A 19482-nucleotide genomic window follows, 5' to 3' on the forward strand; every position below is an offset into this window, starting at 1 on the left:
CCTCGTGGGTAAGAGCAAGCGCAACACTCCGAAGCCCGAAAGCAACCGGGCCCAGCGGCTCGCCGAGCGCAGGGCGGCGCAGGAGCAGGCGGCCAACGCCGTCACCCGGCCGTTCCAGGGACTGGCCGCCGAGTGCGACCTGGTCGCGCTCCGCGAGTTCGTGCCCTCCGCTACCGCGACACTGAAGCTCGCGCCCGGCGTCGCCGCCGAGCGCTCGGTGGTGCTGGCGACCGTGCTGCCCGGCGCCGTCGCCGCGCTGGTGCGGGCGGGCGACGAGGAGGTCGGCTTCGTCGGCGTCCAGGTGCAGCAGCAGGGCCCCGACCCGGCGGCCGACCTCGCCGCCGCCATCCTGTGGACCCAATCCGCCGAGGGCGGCGAGTCGCTGAGCAGCGCGAATGCCATCGAGGGCGGTCCGAGCCTGGCCGACGTGCTCGATCCCGGCGCCGACCTGGAGCTCACCGTGCACCAGGACTTCGACTGGTGGGTGCCCGACGGCGTCACCCCGGACGCCCAGGTGGCCGCCACCATCGAGCAGGCGAAGCAGGCGATCATGCCGTCGGCGCGGATCGCGCTCGGCCCGGACGCGACCGGCGCCGCCTGGTGGGTGGATGCCGGGGAGAAGGCGCACGTGCGCTGGGTCCGGCCGGAGCCGGAGGACGAGCTGATGGCCGCGCTGGCCCGGCTGCACGCCGCGGGCGGGCTGCACCTCGGCGACGGCTCGCGCTTCGCGGGCACCTTCCGCACGCACGGCCTGCTGGTCCCCGTCTTCGACCTGGACCGCGAGCGGCACCCGGACGAGTGGACCGCTCCCGCCGACGAGTTCGCGGCGCGGCTGGCGGCCGCGCTCGGCACGGACGAGCCGCTGAGCTCCGAGGAGCGGCGCTCCAGAGATGGTCTGCGCTCCCGCCAGGTCACCCTGCGCTGAGCGAACGGCAGCGGGCCCGGCTCCCTGGGGGAGCCGGGCCCGCGGTGTTCCAGTCGCCGTGGAGCTGATCGGGTCGGGTCAGATGTGCCCGCCAGCGGCGTGCGGCGCGCCGGAGGTGTCGGCGGGGCCGTCCATCTCGCGGGCGATGAACTCCTCCAGATCGAACAGGTTCGCACCGGCCCGGTCGGCGATGGTGAGCAGGGTGGTCATCCGTGCGACCTCCTCGACCTGCTCCTTCAGGAACCACTGCATGAACTGCTCGCCGAGGTAGTCGCCCTCCTCGCGGGCGGTGCTGGCGAGCTGGACCACCTGGTCGGTGACGGTCTTCTCCTGCGCCAGCGCCAGCGCGATCGGCTCGCGGGCATTCTCGAAGTGCGACTTGGCGGCGTCGACGCTGCTGATCTCGACGCTGATGTCGCGGTCCAAGAAGTACTGGACGATCATCATGGCGTGGTTGCGCTCTTCGACCGCCTGCTTGTAGAAGAGCTTGGCGAGCTGCGGCAGATCCGCGTTGTCGTACCAGACCGCTAGCGCGATGTACTGGTGCTCCGCATTGAATTCGTTGTGGATCTGATCCTGCAGCAGGCTGTGGAATTTACTGCGCGGGGGCTCCGGGTGGGTCGACATGTGACCGAGATTAGTGCTGGTCAAGGGCCTTGTCATCCAAGTACACCCTTATTGAGGATAGTGTTGCCTAAATTCTGCGCTGAATGGAAAGCGCAATTCAGCTCGAGCTACGGGAAACAATTCCGGGAATGCGCGGCGGCACTCCGATGGGCAGCGACGGCCGCGCCGGCTGCTCCCGCACCAGGAACTCCTCGACGTCGAAGAGATTGCCCCCGGCCCGCTCCACCACGGTGACCAGTGTGTTCGCCCGCGCCGCCTCCTCGATCTGCTTCTCCAGGAACCAGCCGGTGAACTGCTCGCCCAGGTAGTCGTTCGCCCGCCGGGCCTGCTGGGCCAGATCGGTGAGGCGCGCGCTGCGCTCGCTCTCCAGCGCGCAGATGTGCGTGGCGGCATCCTGTGACGAACCGAACTCCGAGCGGATCGGATCGATTCCGGTCACCCCGACCGGCAGTTCCCGGTCCAGCAGGTAGCCGATCATGCGCAGCGCGTCGGTGCGGTTGTCCTCGGAACGCCGATACGCGTACGCCGCCGAGCGCGGCAGCTTGGCCGCGTCGAAATACACCGCGACCGCGAGGTACTGCTGGGACGTGGTCAGCTCGAAACGGATGTGGTCGCGGAGCAGCCCCGCGAAGGGGTGCTCCACCGATAGGCCGGACATCCCTCGAAACTACCCCGTGCGGAGGTCTTCGGGAATCGGCTGATCGTTGGCGAGGGCGTCGAAGAACCGGCTGGCCCGGTCCCGGTCCCAGAGCAGCACATTGCCGCTGTCGGTGTCCTCGAAGCCGCCGATCGGCACCGTGGTGTTCACGGTGTCGCCGCGCATCGCCCAGCCGAGCGAGGCTACGTGCCAGAGGTGGTCGCTCTCGTCCACCTTCAGCGAGCCGACGGTGTCGGTGGCCAGCGGCCAGAGCTTGAACGGGTTGGCCAGCGTGCCCGCGCCGGTCGCCTTCTTCAGCAGCGCGGCCATGAACTTGCGCTGGTTGTTCATCCGGTCGATGTCGGCGAGCGCCGTTGCCCGGCTGCGGACGAAGCCGAGCGACTGCGGGCCGTCCAGGGTCTGGCAGCCGGCGGGCAGGTCGATGCCTGCCAGCGGGTCGCTGATCGGGGCGTCCAGGCAGACGTCGATGCCGCCGAGGGTGTCGACGACGGCGGCGAAGCCACCGAAGCCGATCTGCGCGTAGTGGTCGATGTGCAGGCCGGTGGCGCCCTCGACGGTCTGCACGAGCAGCGGCGGGCCGCCGAACGCGAACGAGGCGTTCAGCTTGTCCCTGCCCTGGCCGGGGATGCTCACGTAGGAGTCGCGCGGCAGGCTGACCAGCGTCGCCTGCCCCGACTTCGGGATGTGCACCAGGATGATGGTGTCGGTGCGCTCCGAGCCGACCTCGCCGCCGGTGGCGAGATCCTGCTCCTGCTCTTCCGAGAGCCCTGCTCTGCTGTCCGAGCCGACGAGGAGCCAGTTGGTGCCGGGGGTGTCGCCGATCCGGTCCTCGTACGCGCTGAGCGCGTCGATCCTGGTCAGCGAATTGTCCAGGTGCACGACGGCCGCCACCATGCCGACGATCAGGACCAGCAGGATGACGAGGAACCAGCGGAAGGGGTGCCGCTTGCGGCGCCTGCGCTCCGGCTGCGGGGGAGCGCCGCGGCCGCGGGATGGCGGTGGGGGAGCGCCGCGGCCGCGGGACGGTGGCGGGGGAGCGCCGCGGTCGTCCCGGTAGGGCTGCGGCTGCTGCGTCGGCGCGTGCCGCGCCCGCTGCGGCGGCTGCTGCTGCGGTTGCTGGGTGGGGTGCTTGCTGGTGTAGCGCCTGGTGGCCTGCTCGGGCTCGGGCGACCGCGAGTAGGCGAGCTGCTCCCGGTCGCGCCCGCCGTCCCGGCGCACGACCTGGGTCGGCTCGATCCCGCCCGCCCCCGGCGGCGGGCGGCGCTGGTCACCGCCGGGCGGGCGGGCGCCGGGCGGCTGGTTGCGGTGCGGTGGCTGACCGCCGCGCGGCGGCTGGTGATCGCGAGGTGGCTGGTGATCGCGAGGTGGCTGTTGGCCGCGCGGTGGCTGGTGATCACGGGGCGGCTGGTGATCACGGGGCGGCTGGTGATCACGGGGCGGCTGTTGGCCGCGGTGCGGCGGATTACCGCGCGGCGCGGCGGGGGGCTGGCCCTCCCGGCGCGGCGGCGCACCGCGGTGCGGCGGCTCGGCGCCGCGCGGCGGTGGGGGCCCCGGCCTGCGCTCCTGCTGTCCGGGCGGTGGCGGCGTCCGGCGCGCGGGGTACTTGGGGTCCTCGCCGTTCATCATGCAGACTCTACTGATCCGTCGGGTCGATCGGGCGGTACGCGGGATCCCCCCGCTCACTTGATGAATCACCCCGGGGGCCGCCGATGTTAGCGGCTCAGGGCAACCAGCCGACGTGGCCGCGGAGCGCGGTGTAGCCGACGTAGGCGATGGTGTCGATCAGCGCGTGCGCGACGAGCAGCGGCCAGAGCCGCCCGGTGCGCTGCCACCAGCGCCCGAAGATCAGCCCCATCACCACGTTGCCGAGCCCGCCGCCGAGCCCCTGGTACAGGTGGTAGCTGCCGCGCAGCAGCGCCGAGGCCAGCAGCGACGAGTTCTCCGACCAGCCGAGCCCGCGCAGCCGGGTGAGCAGGTACCCGACCACGATGATCTCCTCCGCCGCCGAGTTGGCGCAGGCGGAGAGGATCAGCACCGGCAGCCGCCACCAGTGCTCGCCGAGTGAACTCGGCACGATCGTCACGCTGAAGCCGAGCGCCTGCGCGAGCAGGTAGAGCCCGAGCCCGGGCAGCCCGATCAGCGCGGTGAAACCGAGCCCGGCGAACAGGTCGCCGCGCCAGCGGTCCCTGGCCAGCCCGACCACCTTCGGCCCGATCCCGCTGCGCCACAGCAGGTAGAGCCCGAGCGCGGCCCACGCGGCCAGCCGGAGCACGCCGAGCAGCTGGAAGGCCAGGTCGAGCAGCGGCTGATCGGCGCGCGAGGCGTTCAGCGCGACGGTCCGGCCGCCGACCCCGCCCGGCTGCAGCGCGCTCTCCAGCAGCGAAAGCGCGGCGCTGAGTCCGCTCGCCCCGAAGGTGAGGGCGAGGACGATCACGACCTCGATCCGGAGTGCGCGCCGCTCGGACTCGTCGAGCGGGCGTGGCGGGGCTTGGTCGGCGGGCATGACAGCGAATCTAGTCAGCGGCGGAACTCCTCCACCGGCGTGTACTCCGCCGCCGTCGCGCCCATCTCGTTGCGGTACCAGGTCTCCCTGCGGGCGCGCTGCACTCGATCGGCCACCCGGTCGAGGCCGGGGATCAGCCTGCGCGCCGTCTCCAGCGTCAGCAGCACCGGGAACTGCGCCAGCGGATGCAGCACCCAGGGCAGCCTGCGCGGCATGGCATGCCTGGCGTAGGTGCCCGGCGGCAGCCAGAAGGCGGTGTACCCGATCTGCATCCGGTAGTTGACCTCGTCGCGCAGCCGCTTACGCCAGGGTGTGCCCGGCGCGGGCGCGAAGGCGGGCAGGTAGGACTCGACCAGCTCCGCCCCGTCCGCCCCCGCGGTGTGCGCCCGCTTCACGAAGGCGGCGAACATGAGCTGCACCGACTCCCTGAAGTCGCGCGGGTACCAGTCGGGCTGCACGCCGAGCAGGTGGCCGACGTAGCGCCAGAAGTGCAGCGTCGCCTCGATCTCCCGCTTCGTGGTCTGCAGCCCGACGCTCCAGAGCGCGAGCCCGGGCACCACGCTGCCCGCCATCAGGGTGAGCGTGGCGTCGCCGACGCTGATCGGCACGCCCCAGGCTGCGGCGTCCCACTCCGGGCGCTGCACCAGCTTGCGCCGGATGAAGACGTGCATGATCCGCACCCGCATGGTGGTCTGCCTGCCGCGGGCGCCGATCTCGAGGCCGCCCGGCTCGGAGATGTCGATCCAGAACCGCACCGTCTCCAGCTGCCGCTTGTGCGCGCGGGCGCCCGCGTAGCCGCCGGTGTAGGCCAGCGGCTTGGTGATCGAGCTCTCCGAGTACATCTCCAGCGTGCTGGTGGTGGCGAAGGCGAAGACCGAGGTGCCCCAGCGGCGGAAGACCGCGGCGCCGCGCTCGACGAGCGCCGGGTCCAGCCAGGGCGGCGGCGTCTCGAACTCGGCGAAGAGCCGGACCAGTGAGGCGGGCGGGTCGGGCACCGCGTCGATGCCGTGCTCCAGCGCGAGGTCGAGCATGGCGCGGCCCGCCTTCGGACCGGCTTCGCCCAGGTAGACCTCGTCCACGAAGGCCTCGGCGACCGGGTCGGCCTGGTAGTAGGCGGCGGCGAAGCGGTGCACGAGCTCGTCGTCGGGCTGCGGGTCGAAGCGGAAGATCGTGCGCCAGAGCCTGCGCATGCGCTGTACGGCCGGGTCGTTCACCCGGTCCCAGTACCTGAATTCGTCCGGCGCGATTCGAGTTGCCACGTATTCAGCGTAAAGTGAGCAAAAGCTCAGGTTCTACTCGCATTTTCCGGGGGTGGGTTCGGTGGTCGAGAAGATCGGTGACCAGCGGCGCAGGCCGCAGCAGGAGCGTTCGCGGGAATCCCGCGAGCGGATCCTGACCGCCGCGACTCAGCTCTTCGCCGAGCACGGGGTCGGAAACGTGTCGACCAATCGCATCGCCGCGCACGCGAACATGAGCATCGGCTCGCTCTACCGCTACTTCGCGGACAAGGAGGCGATCCTGGAGACGCTGCGGCTGCGCCTGGTCGGCGAACTCGAGGAGCAGTTCACCGCCGCCGTGCTCGCGGGCATGACGCTCGCCCCCGCCGAGTCCTTCGCCCGCAGTCTGCACGGCATCGCCGACACCCTCGCCCGCCGCCGCGAACTGGTCCGCGCCCTCTCCCCGCACGCCACCCTGGAGGCGCTCGGCCTCGGCGACCTGGAACGCCGCCTGCTCGTCCTCACCCGCGGCTACCTGCTCAACCTGCTCGGCCCCCTCCCCGACGCCGAACTGGAGGTCAAGGCCTACGTCATGGTCAGCGTCGGCGTGGCGAGCAGCCTCCGCATCGGCCTGGAGGCCCCGGCCCACCTGGACCGCGACCGGGTCATCGCGGAGATCGCCCGCATGGTCTCCGGCTGGCTCCAGCCGTAGTGCGTCAGATTCTCCGCAGGCCGTTCAGGAAGGGGCACCCCGCGAGGGTGCGGACCGCCCGGCTCAATCCTTCGATGTCGTCGGCGGGGGTGCGGAAGGGGAGGCGGAAGTCGTGGTCGCCGTCGATGCCCTCGATGCGCAGGGTCAGCCCGTAGCGGTCGATGGCGAGCGGGTGCACGATGCCGCGCTGCAGGTGGGCGGGGAGTTGCCTGGCGATCATGGCGACCAGGTCGGCGTGGTCGCTCTCCATGTGCTGGAGCCAGGCGGATTCCATGGCGCAGAAGGGGTCGGGGGCGGCGGTGCGCAGCTCGTCGACGTCCACCGATTCGGCGCCGGTCGCGTCGGCGACGACGGCGGATTTGATCACGACGCGGAGCAGGGTGAGGCCGTGCCCGACGTCGAGCAGCATGGGGTGCGGCAGCTCCGCGGCGACCTCGCCCGCGAGCGCGCGCTGCGCGGGCAGCGGCACCGCCCGCACCCAGCCGCGCAGCCAGACCAGGGAGCGCACCGGCTCGCGCACCACGATGGGGGCGTGGTCGGTCAGCTCGAGGACCGCGGGCGCGCCGCCGCCGCCGGAGTTGGCGACCAGCACCGCCGCGACCGAGGTGCTCGGCACCGCGACCACCGCGTCGCCGCACTCGCGCAGGTGGTGCACCGACACCGGGGTCGGGTCGATGCCCGGCATGGCGAGCACCGCGTGCTCGGCGTGCGCACAGGCGCTGCGCACCCGTTCCGCGGTCGACGGTGCGAGGGTCGATTGCGGCATGTAGTCCTCCTGGTGCCCGCTCGCCCGGCTCGGCGAGAATTAGGTTACCCTAAGCTAAGTGAGTGGACGATCTTGCGCAAGAGCTTCGATCCGGGTGGTCGGGAGGTCCGGGCCGGCCGGGAGCGCGCGCCGCTGCCGGTCGAGCCGGGGTTACCGTGATCGGATGACCGAGTCGTCCGCCGCGCCACGCGTCGAGGCCCCGAGGCCCCGCACCACGCTGCCCGGCGCCGGAGTACCGGACGCCGGGCCGGCAGGGGCGGAGGCGTCGGATGCCGAACTTCCTGGCGCTGGTTCCGCGATGGCGGCGCGTCGGGGTGCTGCGGCGGAGACCGTGAACGGCGAGTCGCCGACGGCAGCTCGCGATGCGGAGCCGGTGCTCATGTCGCTGCGCCCGCCCGCCCGGCGCAGCCTGGCCGATGGCCTGGTGCGGCCGCCGGGGCCGGTACCGCCGGGGATCAGGGCGCTGGAGCCGGAGCTGCCCGACGCCGAACTGGCCGATCTCGTCGGCACGGTGGTGCACACCGCCGACGGGTTCGTCGCCCGCACCGGGAACGCCGCCCGCGCGCTGGCGATCCTCGCCGCCACCGCGGCCGCGCTCTGCGGCGAGGACGTTCGCCGCGCGCTCGCCGCCCCGGACATCCCCTTCCTGACCGGGCTGAATCCGCAGGCCGTCGAGGCGGTGCGCGGCGTGTTGCTGTGGATCGAGGCGGAGAATCCGGCCGAGCTGACGGCGGAACTGGCGGTCCTGCTGCGCGGGGGCGGCGCGGGCAGCGCAACGGCGGGATGAGTTCCGCGCGACGCAAGTAGTGTCATAGGCGTGCCGCGTATCGCCTACTTCGGACCATCCGGAACCTTCACCGAGATGGCGCTCGCCCGATTCGAATCGACGGGCGCCTTCGACGGGCAGGTGGAGCGGGTCGCCGCGCCGAGCCAGGGTGCCGCGCTGGAGCTGATCCGGGCGGGTGCGGTCGATGGCGCGGTGGTGCCGGTCGAGAGCTCGGTCGAGGGCTCGATCGCCGCCACCCTCGACTCCCTCGCGCTCGGCGCGCGGCTGCAGATCGTCGCCGAGACCGAGCTCGAGGTGACCTTCAGCATCCTGGCCAGGCCGGGCACCGAGCGCGCAGACGTGCGGTTGCTCGCCGCCTACCCGGTGGCCGCCGGACAGGTGCGCGAATGGGTGGCGCGCGAGTTGCCGGACGCGGCCTACTACACCTCCACCTCGAACGCCGCCGCCGCCGAGGACGTGCGGGCGGGCAAGGCCGACGCCGCCGTCTCCACCGTCCTGGCGGGCGAGCGGCTCGGGCTGGTCACGCTGGCCGCCGGGGTCGCCGACCACGACCAGGCCATCACCCGCTTCGTGCTGGTGACGCCGCCGCGCTCGGCCCCGCCCGCCACCGGTGCCGACCGCACCTCGGTGGTGCTGGAGCTGACCAACGAACCGGGCTCGCTCATGCGCGCCTTCGCCGAATTCTCCACGCGCGGCATCGATCTCACCCGGATCGAATCGCGGCCGACCCGGACCGGCATGGGTGCCTACCGCTTCTACCTGGACTGCGTCGGACACATCGACGACAGCGCGGTGGCGGAGGCGCTCAAGGCGCTGCACCGCTCGGCGCCGCGCATCCGCTACCTCGGATCGTGGCCCGCGTTCGCCAAACCCGGCGCGCCGCCGCCGCCGGATACCGATGCCGCGCTGTGGCTTTCCCAGCTACGAAAGGGGGTGGCGGACCGTTGAGCGCACGACTGATCCTGGTTCGGCACGGAGAGACCGAGGGCAACGTCGCCAAGTTGCTCGACACCAGGGTGCCCGGCCTCCCGCTCACCGAACGCGGGGTGGCGCAGGCGAAGACGCTCGGCGCCGCGCTTGCCGCGCCGCCGCGCGCGCTGTACTGCTCGGCCGCGCTGCGCGCCAGGCAGACCGCGAGCTACATCGAGGAGGCCACCGGGGTGGCCGCCCAGGTGCTCGACGGCACCTACGAGGTGCAGGTCGGTGATATGGAGGGGCAGAACACGCCCGCCGCGCACGACCTCTTCCAGGACATCTACCACGCCTGGCACGGGGGCGAGCTGGACCGCAGGCCGCCGGGCGGGGAGTCCGGGTACGAGGTGCTCGCCCGCTTCCTTCCGGTCGTGGAGCAGCTGCGGCAGACCTGGTTCACCGACGGCGCCGACGGCGACGTCCTGCTGGTGATCCACGGCGCCGCCATGCGGCTGCTGGCCCGGGTGCTCACCGATATCCGGCCGCCGTTCACCACGAACAACCACCTGGACAACACCGAGACCATCGAGCTGCTGCCGCGGCCGGACCGCGGCTGGGAACTCATCCGCTGGGGCCGCTTCACCCCGCCCTTCGGCCCGGATACCGAGCCGGAGCAGGACGACCCGATGGGCTGACGCCCTACCGGACCGGGAACTCGTCGCGCTCGGGCAGGCCGTTCACCAGGTCGAGCAGCGCGGCGCGCAGCCGGGCGGGCGTTCCGCTGCTCAGCGAGGTCCACTTGCTGCCGTCGTCGGCCCGGCTGGCGGTGGCGAGGAAGCGGCCGTTGCGGGTGTCGAAGACGGCGATGTGGTTGTCCGCGTACTCGCGGCTGCCGTCGCGGTAGGCGACCCCGACGATCTCCGCGTGCGCCTCCAGGTGCACCAGCGCCGAGGCAAGCGCCTGCGCGTCCCGATCCGGGGTGCCGACGGCGGCGAGCCGCCGCGCGGTGGCGGCGGCATCACCGAGCTCGCCGAAGATCGGCACCAGGTCGTCGGTGTAGGCGTTCAGGCCGGTGAGGTCGAGCGGCTCGGCCGGGCCGAGCGCGGCGAGCAGCGGGGCGGGCAGATCGTCGTCGACCTCGTCCAGGACGTAGGAGTTCGGCCCGCGGAGGGCGACGGTCACCAGGTCGTCGCCCTTCGCGAGGCAGAGCCTGCTCACCCGGCCGTCGACCACCAGCCGCAGCGCGACCACCCAGTGCGGGCGGTTCAGCGTGCGCAGGCGGTCGGCGAGCTCGGGGTGCACCTCGCCGCCGGTCAGCAGGGCGCGCTCGGTGAGCGACCCGGCGGCCGCGGCGAGCGCGGCGTCGTGCTCGGCGACGTTGTCGTACCGGCCGATCGCGTCGAGCACGACCGGGACGTCGTCGATCTGCAGCTCCTCCAGGAGGAACTGCATCTCGTCGAGGGAGAGCACCACCGACTCGAGGGCCGTGGGACCACGGCCCGCACCGAGCACGGTCACCGAGTGGTGCCGGCGTCCGCGCCGATCACGCCGTCGGTGGCCCAGCGGCCGTCGTGGAAGGGCTCGTCGCTGCGCAGGTAGTCGGCAGCGTCGTGCTCGCCCTCGTCGTCCTGGCCGGCGGCGCGGGCGTTGCCGAGCAGCGGGCTCTGGCCGCTGCCGGTGGAGCGCACCGGAGCGGCGTCCACCCGGGCGACGACGGAGTCGCCGACCGCGGCGGCGACCGGCACGCCCGCGCCGAGCGCGGCGCCCGCGCCCCAGCCCTCGGGGAGCGTGAGCTTGCCGTTGCCGTTCGCCGAGCCGCCCGCGCCGACGCCGGAGAGCGCCGCCGAACGGGTGCTCGCGGCCGCCGCGCCTGCCGCGCCCGCCACCCCGAGCCCCATCGGCGCGACCGCGGCGGGGGCCGTGCTGCCCGCGGAGGTGAGCGCGGAGATGGCGGCGCCACCGAGGTTGCCCGCGGTGGTGACGCCGGTGCCGACCACCGAGCCGGCCACGTTCGCGGCCTGGGTCGCGGCGCTGACCACCGCTGGGTTCTGCACGAAGGCGGCGGCCGCGGCGACCGCGCTCTGGACCGGGTCGCCCTGGAAGGCCGTCTCGGCCGACTGCTCCGACGCGCCCTCCGCCGTGCCCGCGCCGTTGGCGATGGCGGGCGGCCGGGCGAACTCACCGGGTGTGGTGACGAGCGCGCTGGTCGCGGCCTCGTAGGTCTCCATGACGAGGGCGGCGCGGATATCCATCGCATTCTTGGCGACTTCGGCCACCTCGAAGGCGCCGGAGAGCGCGCCGGGCGGGTTCGCCGAGGCGACGACGGCCGCGTTCACGGCGACGATCTCCGGCAGGCTCGGCATGGCCAGCGAGGCGACGGTGTACGCCGTCGCGTTGGCCGCCGTCTTGGTGGCCATGCCCGCCGCCATCACGCCCTGCTGTTCGGCCCAGCCCATGAAACCGGTGAGCCGGGAGAGCGCGGCGATGCCGTTGACGCCCTGCATGCCGACGCCGAGCTCGGCCATCACCCGCGCGACGGTGGCGGTCGCGTCCACCCACACCCCGGTGAGCGCGCCCCACGCGGTCGCCGCGGCGGAGATGGGAACGGCGTGCGCGCCCGAGTTCAGCGCGACCGAATTCACCTCGGCCATGCGCGGCAGCCAGAAAACCCCGGTGATCCCTGCGGTCATTCTCGTTTCTCCCCTGTTCGAATTCGCTCGCGGATCAGGCGCCGATCGCGCCGAGCGCGGCGGCCTGGACGACGTCCTGGCCGAGCTGTGCGGCCAGCTGGCTGCGCAACACGGCGGCGGCGTGGTGCAGCTCGAGGATCCCCTGCGCGACCGCGTGGTCGTGCGTGCCTGCCGCGCTGTTGAAGTGGTTCGCCGCGAGCAGCGAGACCTCTTCGGTGCCGGACGGCAGCACGTGCGTGGCAGGCGCGGTGACGGTGGCGGCGGTGGCGAGCCGCTCGGCGAGCAGATCGAGCTCGGCCGCGGCCAGAAGCACGGCCTCCGGCGACATGAGTACGTGGCCAACCATGACTCGACTCCTTCTAGTGGCTATGGGGCGGAACCACGAGAATTCCCCCTACGAGTTCTAGGACGCGACGGCGACACCATCGGTTCCCTCGAGTCCTCGAGTTCCCTGAGACTAACGCACTTCCGCGCGTTCGCAGCGGGGAAAACTCAACCCCAGCCGAGCTCGTGCAGCCGCTCGTCGTCGATGCCGAAGTAGTGCGCGATCTCGTGGATCACGGTGATCGCCACCTCCTCGACCACCTGGGCCTCGTCACCGCAGATGTCGAGGATGGCGTCCCGGTAGACGGTGATGGTGTCCGGCAGCGAGCCGCCGTAGTGGCTGTCCCGCTCGGTGAGCGCGATGCCGTGGTAGAGCCCGAGCAGATGTGGGTCTTCCGGATTGCGTGGCTCGATCAGCACGACCACATTGTCGATGGCCCGCGCCAGCGCCGCCGGGACGAGATCCAGTGCGTCGCCGACCAGTTCCTCGAACCGGGCGGCTGGCATCGCGACGGTCACCGCGGCGCGGGCTGCGGCGGCAGCGGGGCCGCGCCCGGCAGCGGGGCCGGGGTGGAGCGGCCGCTGTTCGGCGGCGGCACCGGGGCCTGCCCGTTGATCAGGATGTCACCGCGCGCCGAGCCCTGGATCGGCGCGAAACCCTCGCGGTCGGCGCCCTTTCCGACCATGCAGTCCAGCCTGCGGCTGCCTGCCAGCCAGCTGCGCGCGTCCAGGTAGTCGAAGAAGAGGGTGAGCGTCTTGTTCCGGATGGCGTCCGGGCTGCCCAGGTAGTCCGTGGAGGTGCGGGTGCACTCCTGCTCCATGAACTTGTCCTGGTCGTCCTTGGTCGGCAGGCCGCTGGTGAAGTGCGAGCCGAGGTCGATCGTGGAGACGATCTCGACCGCGTGCTGCTGGGCGCACTCCACCGGGTCCGACGGCAGGTTCTGGTTGATGCCGAGGCAGACGCCCGGCTCGTAGACCCGGGACTGGTCCTGCTTCGCGGCGCTGCCGACGGTGCTCGGGGTCCCGGTCGCGGCGGCGACCTGCAGCCCGCAGCGCAGCGTGCGGTCGCCCGCCTGCCAGCCGTCCGCGCTCGGGTACATCAGCCCGACCACGTAGCGGCCGCGTGGATCGAACCGCCCGTCCATGTACTTCTGCACCGCGGGAACGCAGTGCTCCTCCTTGAGCTCGGTGAGCCGCAGCGAGTCCGGGAAGCGCGAGCCGGGGGCGAACTCGCGCCCCGGGTAGCGGCTCATGTCCACCTCGGCGGCGACCTCGAACAGGTGCTTGCCGTCACAGCTCACCTTCACCAGGTCGCTGCGGTCGGTGGTGCTCCAGGTCAGGCAGTCGCCGGCGGCCGCGGTGCCGAAGGCGGCGTCGCGCACGCCCGCAGGGGCGGCGGGGTTGTGCGCCTCCAGGCCGGTCTCGTTGTCGAACCCGGTGACGAAGAGCGTCACCATGGCGGCCGCGACCGCGCCGACCGCGACCGCGAGCAGGGAGAGGCGCAGCGTGCGGGCGGACAGGTGCAGCCCGCGCCTGGCGGCGCGCGGCTCGCCGTCGCCCTTTTTTCCTCGGGCGCGGTCGCGGGGGTTCGGCTCGTCGGGAGACATCGCGATCCATCATGGCAGCGCCATCGCCCGGCGTGCCACGTTCGGGTGTATCAGCGGGGGTTCAGTGGGGTCGATTACGCTGGTCGCCCATGATCGACCTCCGATTCCTGCGGGAGAATTCCGACACCGTCCGGGCCTCCCAGCGCGCCCGCGGCGAGGACCCGGCGCTCGTCGACGCGCTGCTGGAGGCCGACTCCGCGCGCCGCTCCGCGGTGGCGAGGGCCGACAACCTGCGCGCCGAGCACAAGGCCATGGGCAAGCGGGTCGGCAAGGCGAGCCCGGACGAGCGCCCCGAGCTGCTCGCCCGCGCCCAGGAGATGTCGGCGCAGGTGAAGGCGGCCGAGGTGGACGAGCACGCGGCCGACGCCGCGCTGGACACCGCGCAGCGGGCGATCTCCAACGTGGTCCAGGATGGCGCGCCCGCGGGCGGCGAGGACGACTACGTGGTGCTGGAGACCGTCGGCACCCTGCCGGAGTTCGACTTCGAGCCGAAGGACCACCTGGAGCTCGGCGAGGCGCTCGGGCTGATCGACATGGAGCGCGGGGCGAAGGTCTCCGGCGCCCGCTTCTACTTCCTCACCGGGTACGGCGCGCTGCTGCAGCTCGGGCTGCTGCAGCTGGCCGCGCAGCGGGCGGTGGCGAACGGCTTCACCATGATGATCCCGCCGGTGCTCGTCCGGCCGGAGATCATGGCCGGCACCGGGTTCCTCGGGCAGCACTCGGCCGAGGTGTACCACCTGGAGGAGGACGACCTCTACCTGGTCGGCACCTCCGAGGTGCCGCTGGCCGGCTACCACTCGGGCGAGATCATCGACCTGAGCGACGGGCCGAAGCGGTACGCGGGCTGGTCGTCCTGCTTCCGCCGGGAGGCCGGCAGCTACGGCAAGGACACCAGGGGCATCATCCGGGTGCACCAGTTCGACAAGATCGAGATGTTCGTCTACTGCGACCCGGCCGAGGCGGACGCCGAGCATCGGCGGCTGCTGGCCTGGGAGCGCGAGATGCTGGCCGCCATCGAGGTGCCCTACCGGATCATCGACGTCGCCGCGGGCGACCTGGGCAGCTCGGCCGCGCGGAAGTTCGACTGCGAGGCGTGGGTGCCGACCCAGGGCGCCTACCGGGAGCTCACCTCCACCTCGAACTGCACCACCTTCCAGGGCCGCAGGCTCTCCACGCGGTTCCGCGACGCGGACGGGAAACCGCAGATCGCGGCCACCCTGAACGGCACGCTGGCGACCACCCGCTGGATCGTCGCGATCCTGGAGAACAACCAGCGGGCCGACGGCTCGGTGCGGGTGCCGGCGGCGCTGGTCCCGTTCGTCGGAACCGATGTGCTGCCGCCGCAAACCAGGACAACGGCCTGACGCCGCGATAGCCGGGAGTTCGCCGGGGGTCGAAAACAGGGATCGGGCTGTGGTCGGGGTGGGTTGCCTCTACCCTGTTGTCGTGCGAGGAATCGGGTCTCGCGGCGATACCCGAACCCGGGTGCGGGCCGCGTCAGCGCTGGCGACGGCCATGGTCATGTCCAGGACCACCGGCGCCTTCTATGTCATGGGCGGTGCCCTCGGGCTGCTGCTCACCGCGATCGCGCCCGGCGACGAGGGCAACCGGATGCTCGTCGGCAGCGCGGCGGCGGTCGCGCTGCTGCTCGGGCTGAGCCTGCTCGGCTGGGGCCCGCGGATGCCGCACAACGTGCACCACGGCTACGTCGCCATCGCGACCGTGCTGGTGACGGTGGCGGTGCACTCCTTCCCGAACACCGTCGGCGCGATCAGCCTCGCCTCCTTCTACGTCTTCGTCGCCTGTGACGCCGCGCTCTTCTTCGCCTGGCCGCTCGCGGTCGCGCACATCGGCTTCGCCATGGTGATGTGCCTGTGGGCGCTGCCGACCCGGGATCTGCCCGGCTGGTCCGGGGTGATCCCGGCGGGCGTGACGTTCGGTGTCGGCGTCGTGGTCGGGATCCTGACCAGGATGGCCTCCGAGGCCGATATCGACACCCTGACCGGGCTGCTCAACCGGCGCGGCTTCGACCGGTTGCTGAACGCCGCGATCGAGCAGGCCGGGCGCACCGGCCAGGGGCTCGCCCTGGTCCTGGTCGACCTGGACCGCTTCCGCAAGATCAACGACCACCTCGGGCACCGGGCGGGCGACGCCGTGCTGCAGCGGGTCGCCGACGCCTGGACCGAGCTGCTCGCGCCGGACCAGCGACTGGCCCGCTACGGCGGCGACGCCTTCGCGCTGCTGCTGCCGAACACCACCGAGCAGGCCGCGATCCTGCTCACCGAGCGGCTGCGCGCCGCCGTCACCACCGGCTGCTCGGCGGGCGTCACCTCGTGGCAGCAGGGCGAGTCCGGCTCGCTGCTGGTCAGCCGCGCCGATGTCGGGCTGTACCGGGCCAAGCAGGGCGGCCGGAACCGGACGGTGCTGGAGTCGTCGCGGCAGCAGCCGCTGGCGGTGGAGCTGCGCGACGCCATCGACCGCGGCGCGCTCGACGTGCACTACCAGCCGATCGTCAGCCTGACCGAGGGTGGCGGCAAGGCGGTCGGCGTCGAGGCGCTGCTGCGCTGGTCGCCCGCGGCCCAGCCGGACGTCACCACCGAGGGGCTGATCCGGGTCGCCGAGGAGTTCAACCTCATCTCCGACCTGGACGAGCTGGTGCTGCGCAAGGCCTGCGCCGACGCGGCCCGGCTGCAGGAGACCTTCGCCCAGCTCGACCTGACGCTGAACGTCAATGTCAGCGGCCTGGAGCTGGCCGAGACCGAGTACGCGGACCGGGTGGCAGGCATCCTGGAGAACACCGGCTGGCCCGCCGACCAGCTGGTGCTCGAGGTGACCGAGAGCGAGCTCGCGGCGGAGTCGCAGACCGCCATCGCGAACCTGCACACGCTGCGCGAGCGTGGGGTCCGGATCGCCATCGACGACTTCGGCACCGGCTACTCCTCGCTGAGCAGGCTGGCCACGCTGCCGAGCGACATCATCAAGGTGGACCAGTCCTTCGTCGCCGCCATCCGCTCGGACTCGCCCGCCCCGCCGCTGCTCGGCGTGATCGCGGCGCTGAGCAACGCGCTCGACCTGCAGGTGATCGCGGAGGGGGTGGAGACCGAGTACCAGGCCGCCGTCCTCACCGAGCTCGGCTTCGCGCTGGCGCAGGGGTACCACTACAGCGACTCGCACCCGGTCGCCGAGCTGATCACCGACCTGAACAGCGGGCGAGGGGAGCTCACCGCCGAGCCCGCCGCGCCGCCGCGCACCGGGGACGACGACACGCACGAGACCGCCGACGGGTGGCTCCCGCTCGGCTGAGCGGAAATCCCGTTGACCGACCATCGGCACGAGCGCAGGATGGGGCCATGCACCTGCTGATCTACGCCTGTTGAGTTGTGCTCGGTCGCGCTGAGCGCGGCCGCACCGAGGCGGGGCTCGCGCTCCGCGCGGTGCTCTACACCGGCACGCGCGAGTTCGTGCCGTACTACGCGCTGTACGCGGTGTTCTTCGCCGATCACGGGCTGAGCACCGCGCAGATCTCGTCGCTGCTCGCGCTCTGGTCGGGGACGGCGTTCCTGCTCGAGGTGCCATCCGGCGCCTGGGCCGACGCCTACTCGCGGCGGGCGCTGCTGATCCTGAGCGGGTTGCTGCTGGTCGCCGGGTTCGGGGTCTGGACGGTGTGGCCGGGGTATCTCGGCTTCGCCGTCGGGTTCGTGGTGTGGGGTGCGGCGGGGGCGCTCTCCTCCGGGACCTTCGAGGCGCTGCTCTACGACGAGCTCACCGCGCTCGGGGCGGCCGGGCGGTATCCGGTCATCCTCGGCCGGACCAGGGCGGCCGGTGAATTCACCGTCGTCCTGGCGATACTCGCGGCCGCGCCGCTGTACGCCTGGGGTGGGTACGCGCTGGTCGGGTGGGTGAGCACCGGGCTCGCCGCGGTGCACACGCTGGCCGCCTGCGCGCTGCCCGCGGCGCCGCGGGTGGTCGGAGTCGGTGACGTCCCGGAGGACGGGGACGAGATCGAGCCTGCCGGGCCGGGCGTGCCCGCTGAGCCGGGCGTACCCGCCGTGGGGTCGTCCGGCGCCGGTGGGGATCTGTCCGGTACGTGCGGCGCCGCGGCCGAGTCCGCAGCGGGTACCGATGCCGCGCGGGCGCCGACGGGTGTCGGGGGGCGCTGGATCGCCATGCTGCGCAGCGGGCTCGGGGAGGCGCTCACGCATCGGACGGTGCGGCGGGGCGTGCTGCTGGGGGCGGCGCTGTACGGCATCACCTCCTACGACGAGTACTTCGGGCTGCTGGCCGAGGCGGGCGGCGCGGCGACCGCGGTGGTCCCGCTGCTGGTCGGGGTGACGGTGGTCGGCTCGCTGCTCGGCGCACTGGCCGCAGGCCGCACCGAGAACCTCTCCGGCCGGGTGCTCGGCGCACTGGTCGGCGTGGGCGCGCTGCTGCTCGCGGCGGGCTCGGTGCTGGCGGGCAGCGTCGGCGGTGGGGTGGCGGTGCTCGCCGGGTTCCTCGCCATCGCCGTCGGATACGGCGTCGGGGTGAACGCGGAGGTGGTCGCCGACGCCAGGTTGCAGGAGGCGATCGACGGCCCGGCCCGCGCCACCGTCACCTCGGTCTCCGGCCTGCTCTCCGAGGTGGTGGCGCTCGCGGTGTTCGGCTTCGTCGCGCTGGCGACGGCGGTGCTCTCGCTGGCTGCCACCATGGCGCTGCTCGGGCTGGCGGTGCTCGCCATCGCGGCGGTCACCCCGCGCTGGCTGCCGCCCCGGCGGTAGCGTGCGCGGGGTGACCGGACGCACGCGCATCGGGGTGCTGCTCGGCTTCGGGATCGGCGCCGGGGTCGCCGTGCAGGCCAGGATCAACGGCGCGCTCGGTGCCCGGCTGCAGGACGGCATCGCCGCCGCGACGGTGAGCTTCCTGGTCGGGCTGGCGGCGCTGCTGCTCGCGGCGCTGCTCGACCGCCGGGTGCGCGCCGGGCTGCGCCGGGTGCGGGCCGCGGTCGCCGACCGGTCGCTGCGGCCCTGGCAACTGCTCGGCGGCCTCTGCGGTGCCTTCTTCGTCGCCGGGCAGGGGCTCACCGTGGCGGCGATCGGGGTCACCGCCTTCACCACGGCTGCGGTGGCCGGGCAACTCATCAGCAGCCTGGTGGTCGACCGGCTCGGGATCGCGCCGAGCGGCCACACGCCGGTGACCCCGCGGCGGTTGGCAGGCGCGGTGCTCGGCATCGGCGCGGTCGCGCTCGCCGCCTTCGGCCAGCACGGCGCACCCGCGGGCGCGGTGGCACTGCTGCCGGACGTCCCGCCGGTGCTGCTGGTGCTGCTGCCCGCGCTGGCCGGGGTCGGGCTGGCCTGGCAGCAGGCCGTGAACGGGCGGGTCGCCGCGGTGGGCGGCCCGCCCGCCGCCGCGCTGGTCAACTTCGTCGTCGGGCTGTTACTGCTGGTCCCGCTCGCGGCGGTGGTCGCGGCGGTGCGCGGCCTGCCCGCCGCACCGCCCACCGAGCCCTGGCTCTACCTCGGCGGGTTGATCGGCGTCGTCTTCATCGCGGTCGCCGCCCTCGCCGTCCGCTGGATCGGCGTCCTGCTGCTCGGCCTCACCTCGGTGGCAGGCCAGCTCACCGCCGCCGTCCTGCTCGACCTCCGCACCCCGACCGGCCCCGGCCTCTCCGCCCCCGCCCTGGCCGGCTGCCTGCTCACGCTCGCCGCGGTCCTCGCCGCCACCCGAAACCCGCAATCCCGACCGGTTCTCCGCAACTGACCAGCGAATGCCACGCTG

General features: G+C 72.8%; 20 protein-coding genes. 9 read left to right on the forward strand and 11 right to left on the reverse strand.

Annotated features, from left to right (window positions below):
• Positions 1–4 precede the first annotated feature (4 nt).
• Entirely contained in the window at positions 5–925 is a 921-nt protein-coding gene (locus tag ACFUJ1_RS17540; protein ID WP_378646742.1) for a DUF5926 family protein, read from the forward strand.
• A gap of 78 nt (positions 926–1003) precedes the next feature.
• On the opposite strand, the gene ACFUJ1_RS17545 is transcribed toward ACFUJ1_RS17540, so the two are convergent.
• From ACFUJ1_RS17545 to ACFUJ1_RS17565, 5 genes are all read right to left on the reverse strand, one after another.
• A complete protein-coding gene (locus ACFUJ1_RS17545; protein WP_378646744.1) occupies positions 1004–1552 on the reverse strand; it encodes a ferritin in 549 nt (182 codons plus the stop codon).
• A 97-nt stretch (positions 1553–1649) separates the two neighbouring features.
• Positions 1650–2210: a ferritin gene (locus ACFUJ1_RS17550; RefSeq protein ID WP_378646746.1), complete on the reverse strand. Its 561-nt coding sequence runs from the start codon at positions 2208–2210 to the stop codon at positions 1650–1652.
• Positions 2211–2219: 9 nt separating this feature from the next.
• A complete protein-coding gene (locus ACFUJ1_RS17555; RefSeq protein ID WP_378646921.1) occupies positions 2220–3446 on the reverse strand; it encodes an LCP family protein in 1227 nt (408 codons plus the stop codon).
• Between the two features lie 484 nt (positions 3447–3930).
• Positions 3931–4713: a CPBP family intramembrane glutamic endopeptidase gene (locus ACFUJ1_RS17560; RefSeq protein WP_378646748.1), complete on the reverse strand. Its 783-nt coding sequence runs from the start codon at positions 4711–4713 to the stop codon at positions 3931–3933.
• 14 nt (positions 4714–4727) lie between these two features.
• Complete coding sequence (locus ACFUJ1_RS17565; protein ID WP_378646750.1) at positions 4728–5972, reverse strand: oxygenase MpaB family protein; 1245 nt, start codon at positions 5970–5972, stop codon at positions 4728–4730.
• A gap of 61 nt (positions 5973–6033) precedes the next feature.
• Between ACFUJ1_RS17565 and ACFUJ1_RS17570 the strand changes: the two genes are divergently transcribed.
• Positions 6034–6642 carry a TetR/AcrR family transcriptional regulator gene (locus ACFUJ1_RS17570; protein ID WP_378646752.1) on the forward strand — a complete coding sequence of 203 codons (609 nt, stop codon included), beginning with the start codon at positions 6034–6036 and terminating at the stop codon, positions 6640–6642.
• Between the two features lie 4 nt (positions 6643–6646).
• Here ACFUJ1_RS17570 and ACFUJ1_RS17575 read toward each other — a convergent pair whose 3' ends face one another.
• A complete protein-coding gene (locus ACFUJ1_RS17575) occupies positions 6647–7408 on the reverse strand; it encodes a DUF2470 domain-containing protein (RefSeq protein ID WP_378646754.1) in 762 nt (253 codons plus the stop codon).
• A 163-nt stretch (positions 7409–7571) separates the two neighbouring features.
• On the opposite strand from ACFUJ1_RS17575, the gene ACFUJ1_RS17580 reads away from it, so the two are divergent.
• The 3 genes from ACFUJ1_RS17580 to ACFUJ1_RS17590 are packed head-to-tail and all read left to right on the forward strand — an operon-like array spanning position 7572 to position 9802.
• A complete protein-coding gene (locus ACFUJ1_RS17580; protein ID WP_378646756.1) occupies positions 7572–8195 on the forward strand; it encodes a hypothetical protein in 624 nt (207 codons plus the stop codon).
• Positions 8196–8225: 30 nt separating this feature from the next.
• Entirely contained in the window at positions 8226–9143 is a 918-nt protein-coding gene (pheA, locus tag ACFUJ1_RS17585) for a prephenate dehydratase (protein ID WP_378646758.1), read from the forward strand.
• Positions 9140–9802, forward strand: a complete 663-nt coding sequence (locus tag ACFUJ1_RS17590; RefSeq protein ID WP_378646760.1) for a histidine phosphatase family protein — start codon at positions 9140–9142, stop codon at positions 9800–9802. The genes pheA and ACFUJ1_RS17590 overlap by 4 nt, the downstream gene beginning before the upstream one ends.
• A 4-nt stretch (positions 9803–9806) precedes the next feature.
• On the opposite strand, the gene ACFUJ1_RS17595 is transcribed toward ACFUJ1_RS17590, so the two are convergent.
• The 5 genes from ACFUJ1_RS17595 to ACFUJ1_RS17615 all read right to left on the reverse strand — a co-directional run bounded on the left by ACFUJ1_RS17595 (position 9807) and on the right by ACFUJ1_RS17615 (position 13728).
• Entirely contained in the window at positions 9807–10580 is a 774-nt protein-coding gene (locus ACFUJ1_RS17595) for an ESX secretion-associated protein EspG (protein ID WP_378646762.1), read from the reverse strand.
• Positions 10581–10621: 41 nt separating this feature from the next.
• The gene (locus ACFUJ1_RS17600) at positions 10622–11797 is read right to left on the reverse strand and encodes a PPE domain-containing protein (RefSeq protein WP_378646764.1); all 1176 of its coding nucleotides are present in this window, start codon (positions 11795–11797) and stop codon (positions 10622–10624) included.
• Between the two features lie 34 nt (positions 11798–11831).
• Positions 11832–12143 carry a PE domain-containing protein gene (locus tag ACFUJ1_RS17605; RefSeq protein ID WP_233015441.1) on the reverse strand — a complete coding sequence of 104 codons (312 nt, stop codon included), beginning with the start codon at positions 12141–12143 and terminating at the stop codon, positions 11832–11834.
• Positions 12144–12289: 146 nt separating this feature from the next.
• Positions 12290–12628: a metallopeptidase family protein gene (locus ACFUJ1_RS17610; protein ID WP_378646767.1), complete on the reverse strand. Its 339-nt coding sequence runs from the start codon at positions 12626–12628 to the stop codon at positions 12290–12292.
• 8 nt (positions 12629–12636) lie between these two features.
• Positions 12637–13728: a septum formation family protein gene (locus ACFUJ1_RS17615; protein ID WP_378646769.1), complete on the reverse strand. Its 1092-nt coding sequence runs from the start codon at positions 13726–13728 to the stop codon at positions 12637–12639.
• Positions 13729–13817: 89 nt separating this feature from the next.
• On the opposite strand from ACFUJ1_RS17615, the gene serS reads away from it, so the two are divergent.
• The 4 genes from serS to ACFUJ1_RS17635 all read left to right on the forward strand — a co-directional run bounded on the left by serS (position 13818) and on the right by ACFUJ1_RS17635 (position 19464).
• Positions 13818–15092: a serine--tRNA ligase gene (gene serS / locus ACFUJ1_RS17620; protein WP_378646771.1), complete on the forward strand. Its 1275-nt coding sequence runs from the start codon at positions 13818–13820 to the stop codon at positions 15090–15092.
• 121 nt (positions 15093–15213) lie between these two features.
• Complete coding sequence (locus ACFUJ1_RS17625) at positions 15214–17031, forward strand: putative bifunctional diguanylate cyclase/phosphodiesterase (RefSeq protein WP_378646773.1); 1818 nt, start codon at positions 15214–15216, stop codon at positions 17029–17031.
• 77 nt (positions 17032–17108) lie between these two features.
• On the forward strand, positions 17109–18485 hold the full coding sequence (locus tag ACFUJ1_RS17630; RefSeq protein ID WP_378646775.1) for an MFS transporter: 1377 nt from the start codon (positions 17109–17111) through the stop codon (positions 18483–18485).
• Positions 18486–18495: 10 nt separating this feature from the next.
• A complete protein-coding gene (locus ACFUJ1_RS17635; protein ID WP_378646777.1) occupies positions 18496–19464 on the forward strand; it encodes a DMT family transporter in 969 nt (322 codons plus the stop codon).
• The last annotated feature ends 18 nt before the right edge of the window (positions 19465–19482 follow it).

Origin of the sequence: Nocardia sp. NPDC057227 (genome assembly GCF_042669725.1) — a bacterium.
Lineage (GTDB): Bacteria > Actinomycetota > Actinomycetes > Mycobacteriales > Mycobacteriaceae > Nocardia > Nocardia asteroides_A.

Coding starts and splice junctions, on each gene's coding strand:
- ACFUJ1_RS17545 (WP_378646744.1), bottom strand. CDS start 1,552: ATGTCGACCCACCCGGAGCCCCCGCGCAGTAAATTCCACAGCCTGCTG.
- ACFUJ1_RS17550 (WP_378646746.1), bottom strand. CDS start 2,210: ATGTCCGGCCTATCGGTGGAGCACCCCTTCGCGGGGCTGCTCCGCGAC.
- ACFUJ1_RS17560 (WP_378646748.1), bottom strand. CDS start 4,713: ATGCCCGCCGACCAAGCCCCGCCACGCCCGCTCGACGAGTCCGAGCGG.
- ACFUJ1_RS17575 (WP_378646754.1), bottom strand. CDS start 7,408: ATGCCGCAATCGACCCTCGCACCGTCGACCGCGGAACGGGTGCGCAGC.
- ACFUJ1_RS17580 (WP_378646756.1), top strand. CDS start 7,572: ATGACCGAGTCGTCCGCCGCGCCACGCGTCGAGGCCCCGAGGCCCCGC.
- ACFUJ1_RS17600 (WP_378646764.1), bottom strand. CDS start 11,797: ATGACCGCAGGGATCACCGGGGTTTTCTGGCTGCCGCGCATGGCCGAG.
- ACFUJ1_RS17605 (WP_233015441.1), bottom strand. CDS start 12,143: ATGGTTGGCCACGTACTCATGTCGCCGGAGGCCGTGCTTCTGGCCGCG.
- ACFUJ1_RS17610 (WP_378646767.1), bottom strand. CDS start 12,628: ATGCCAGCCGCCCGGTTCGAGGAACTGGTCGGCGACGCACTGGATCTC.
- ACFUJ1_RS17615 (WP_378646769.1), bottom strand. CDS start 13,728: ATGTCTCCCGACGAGCCGAACCCCCGCGACCGCGCCCGAGGAAAAAAG.
- serS (WP_378646771.1), top strand. CDS start 13,818: ATGATCGACCTCCGATTCCTGCGGGAGAATTCCGACACCGTCCGGGCC.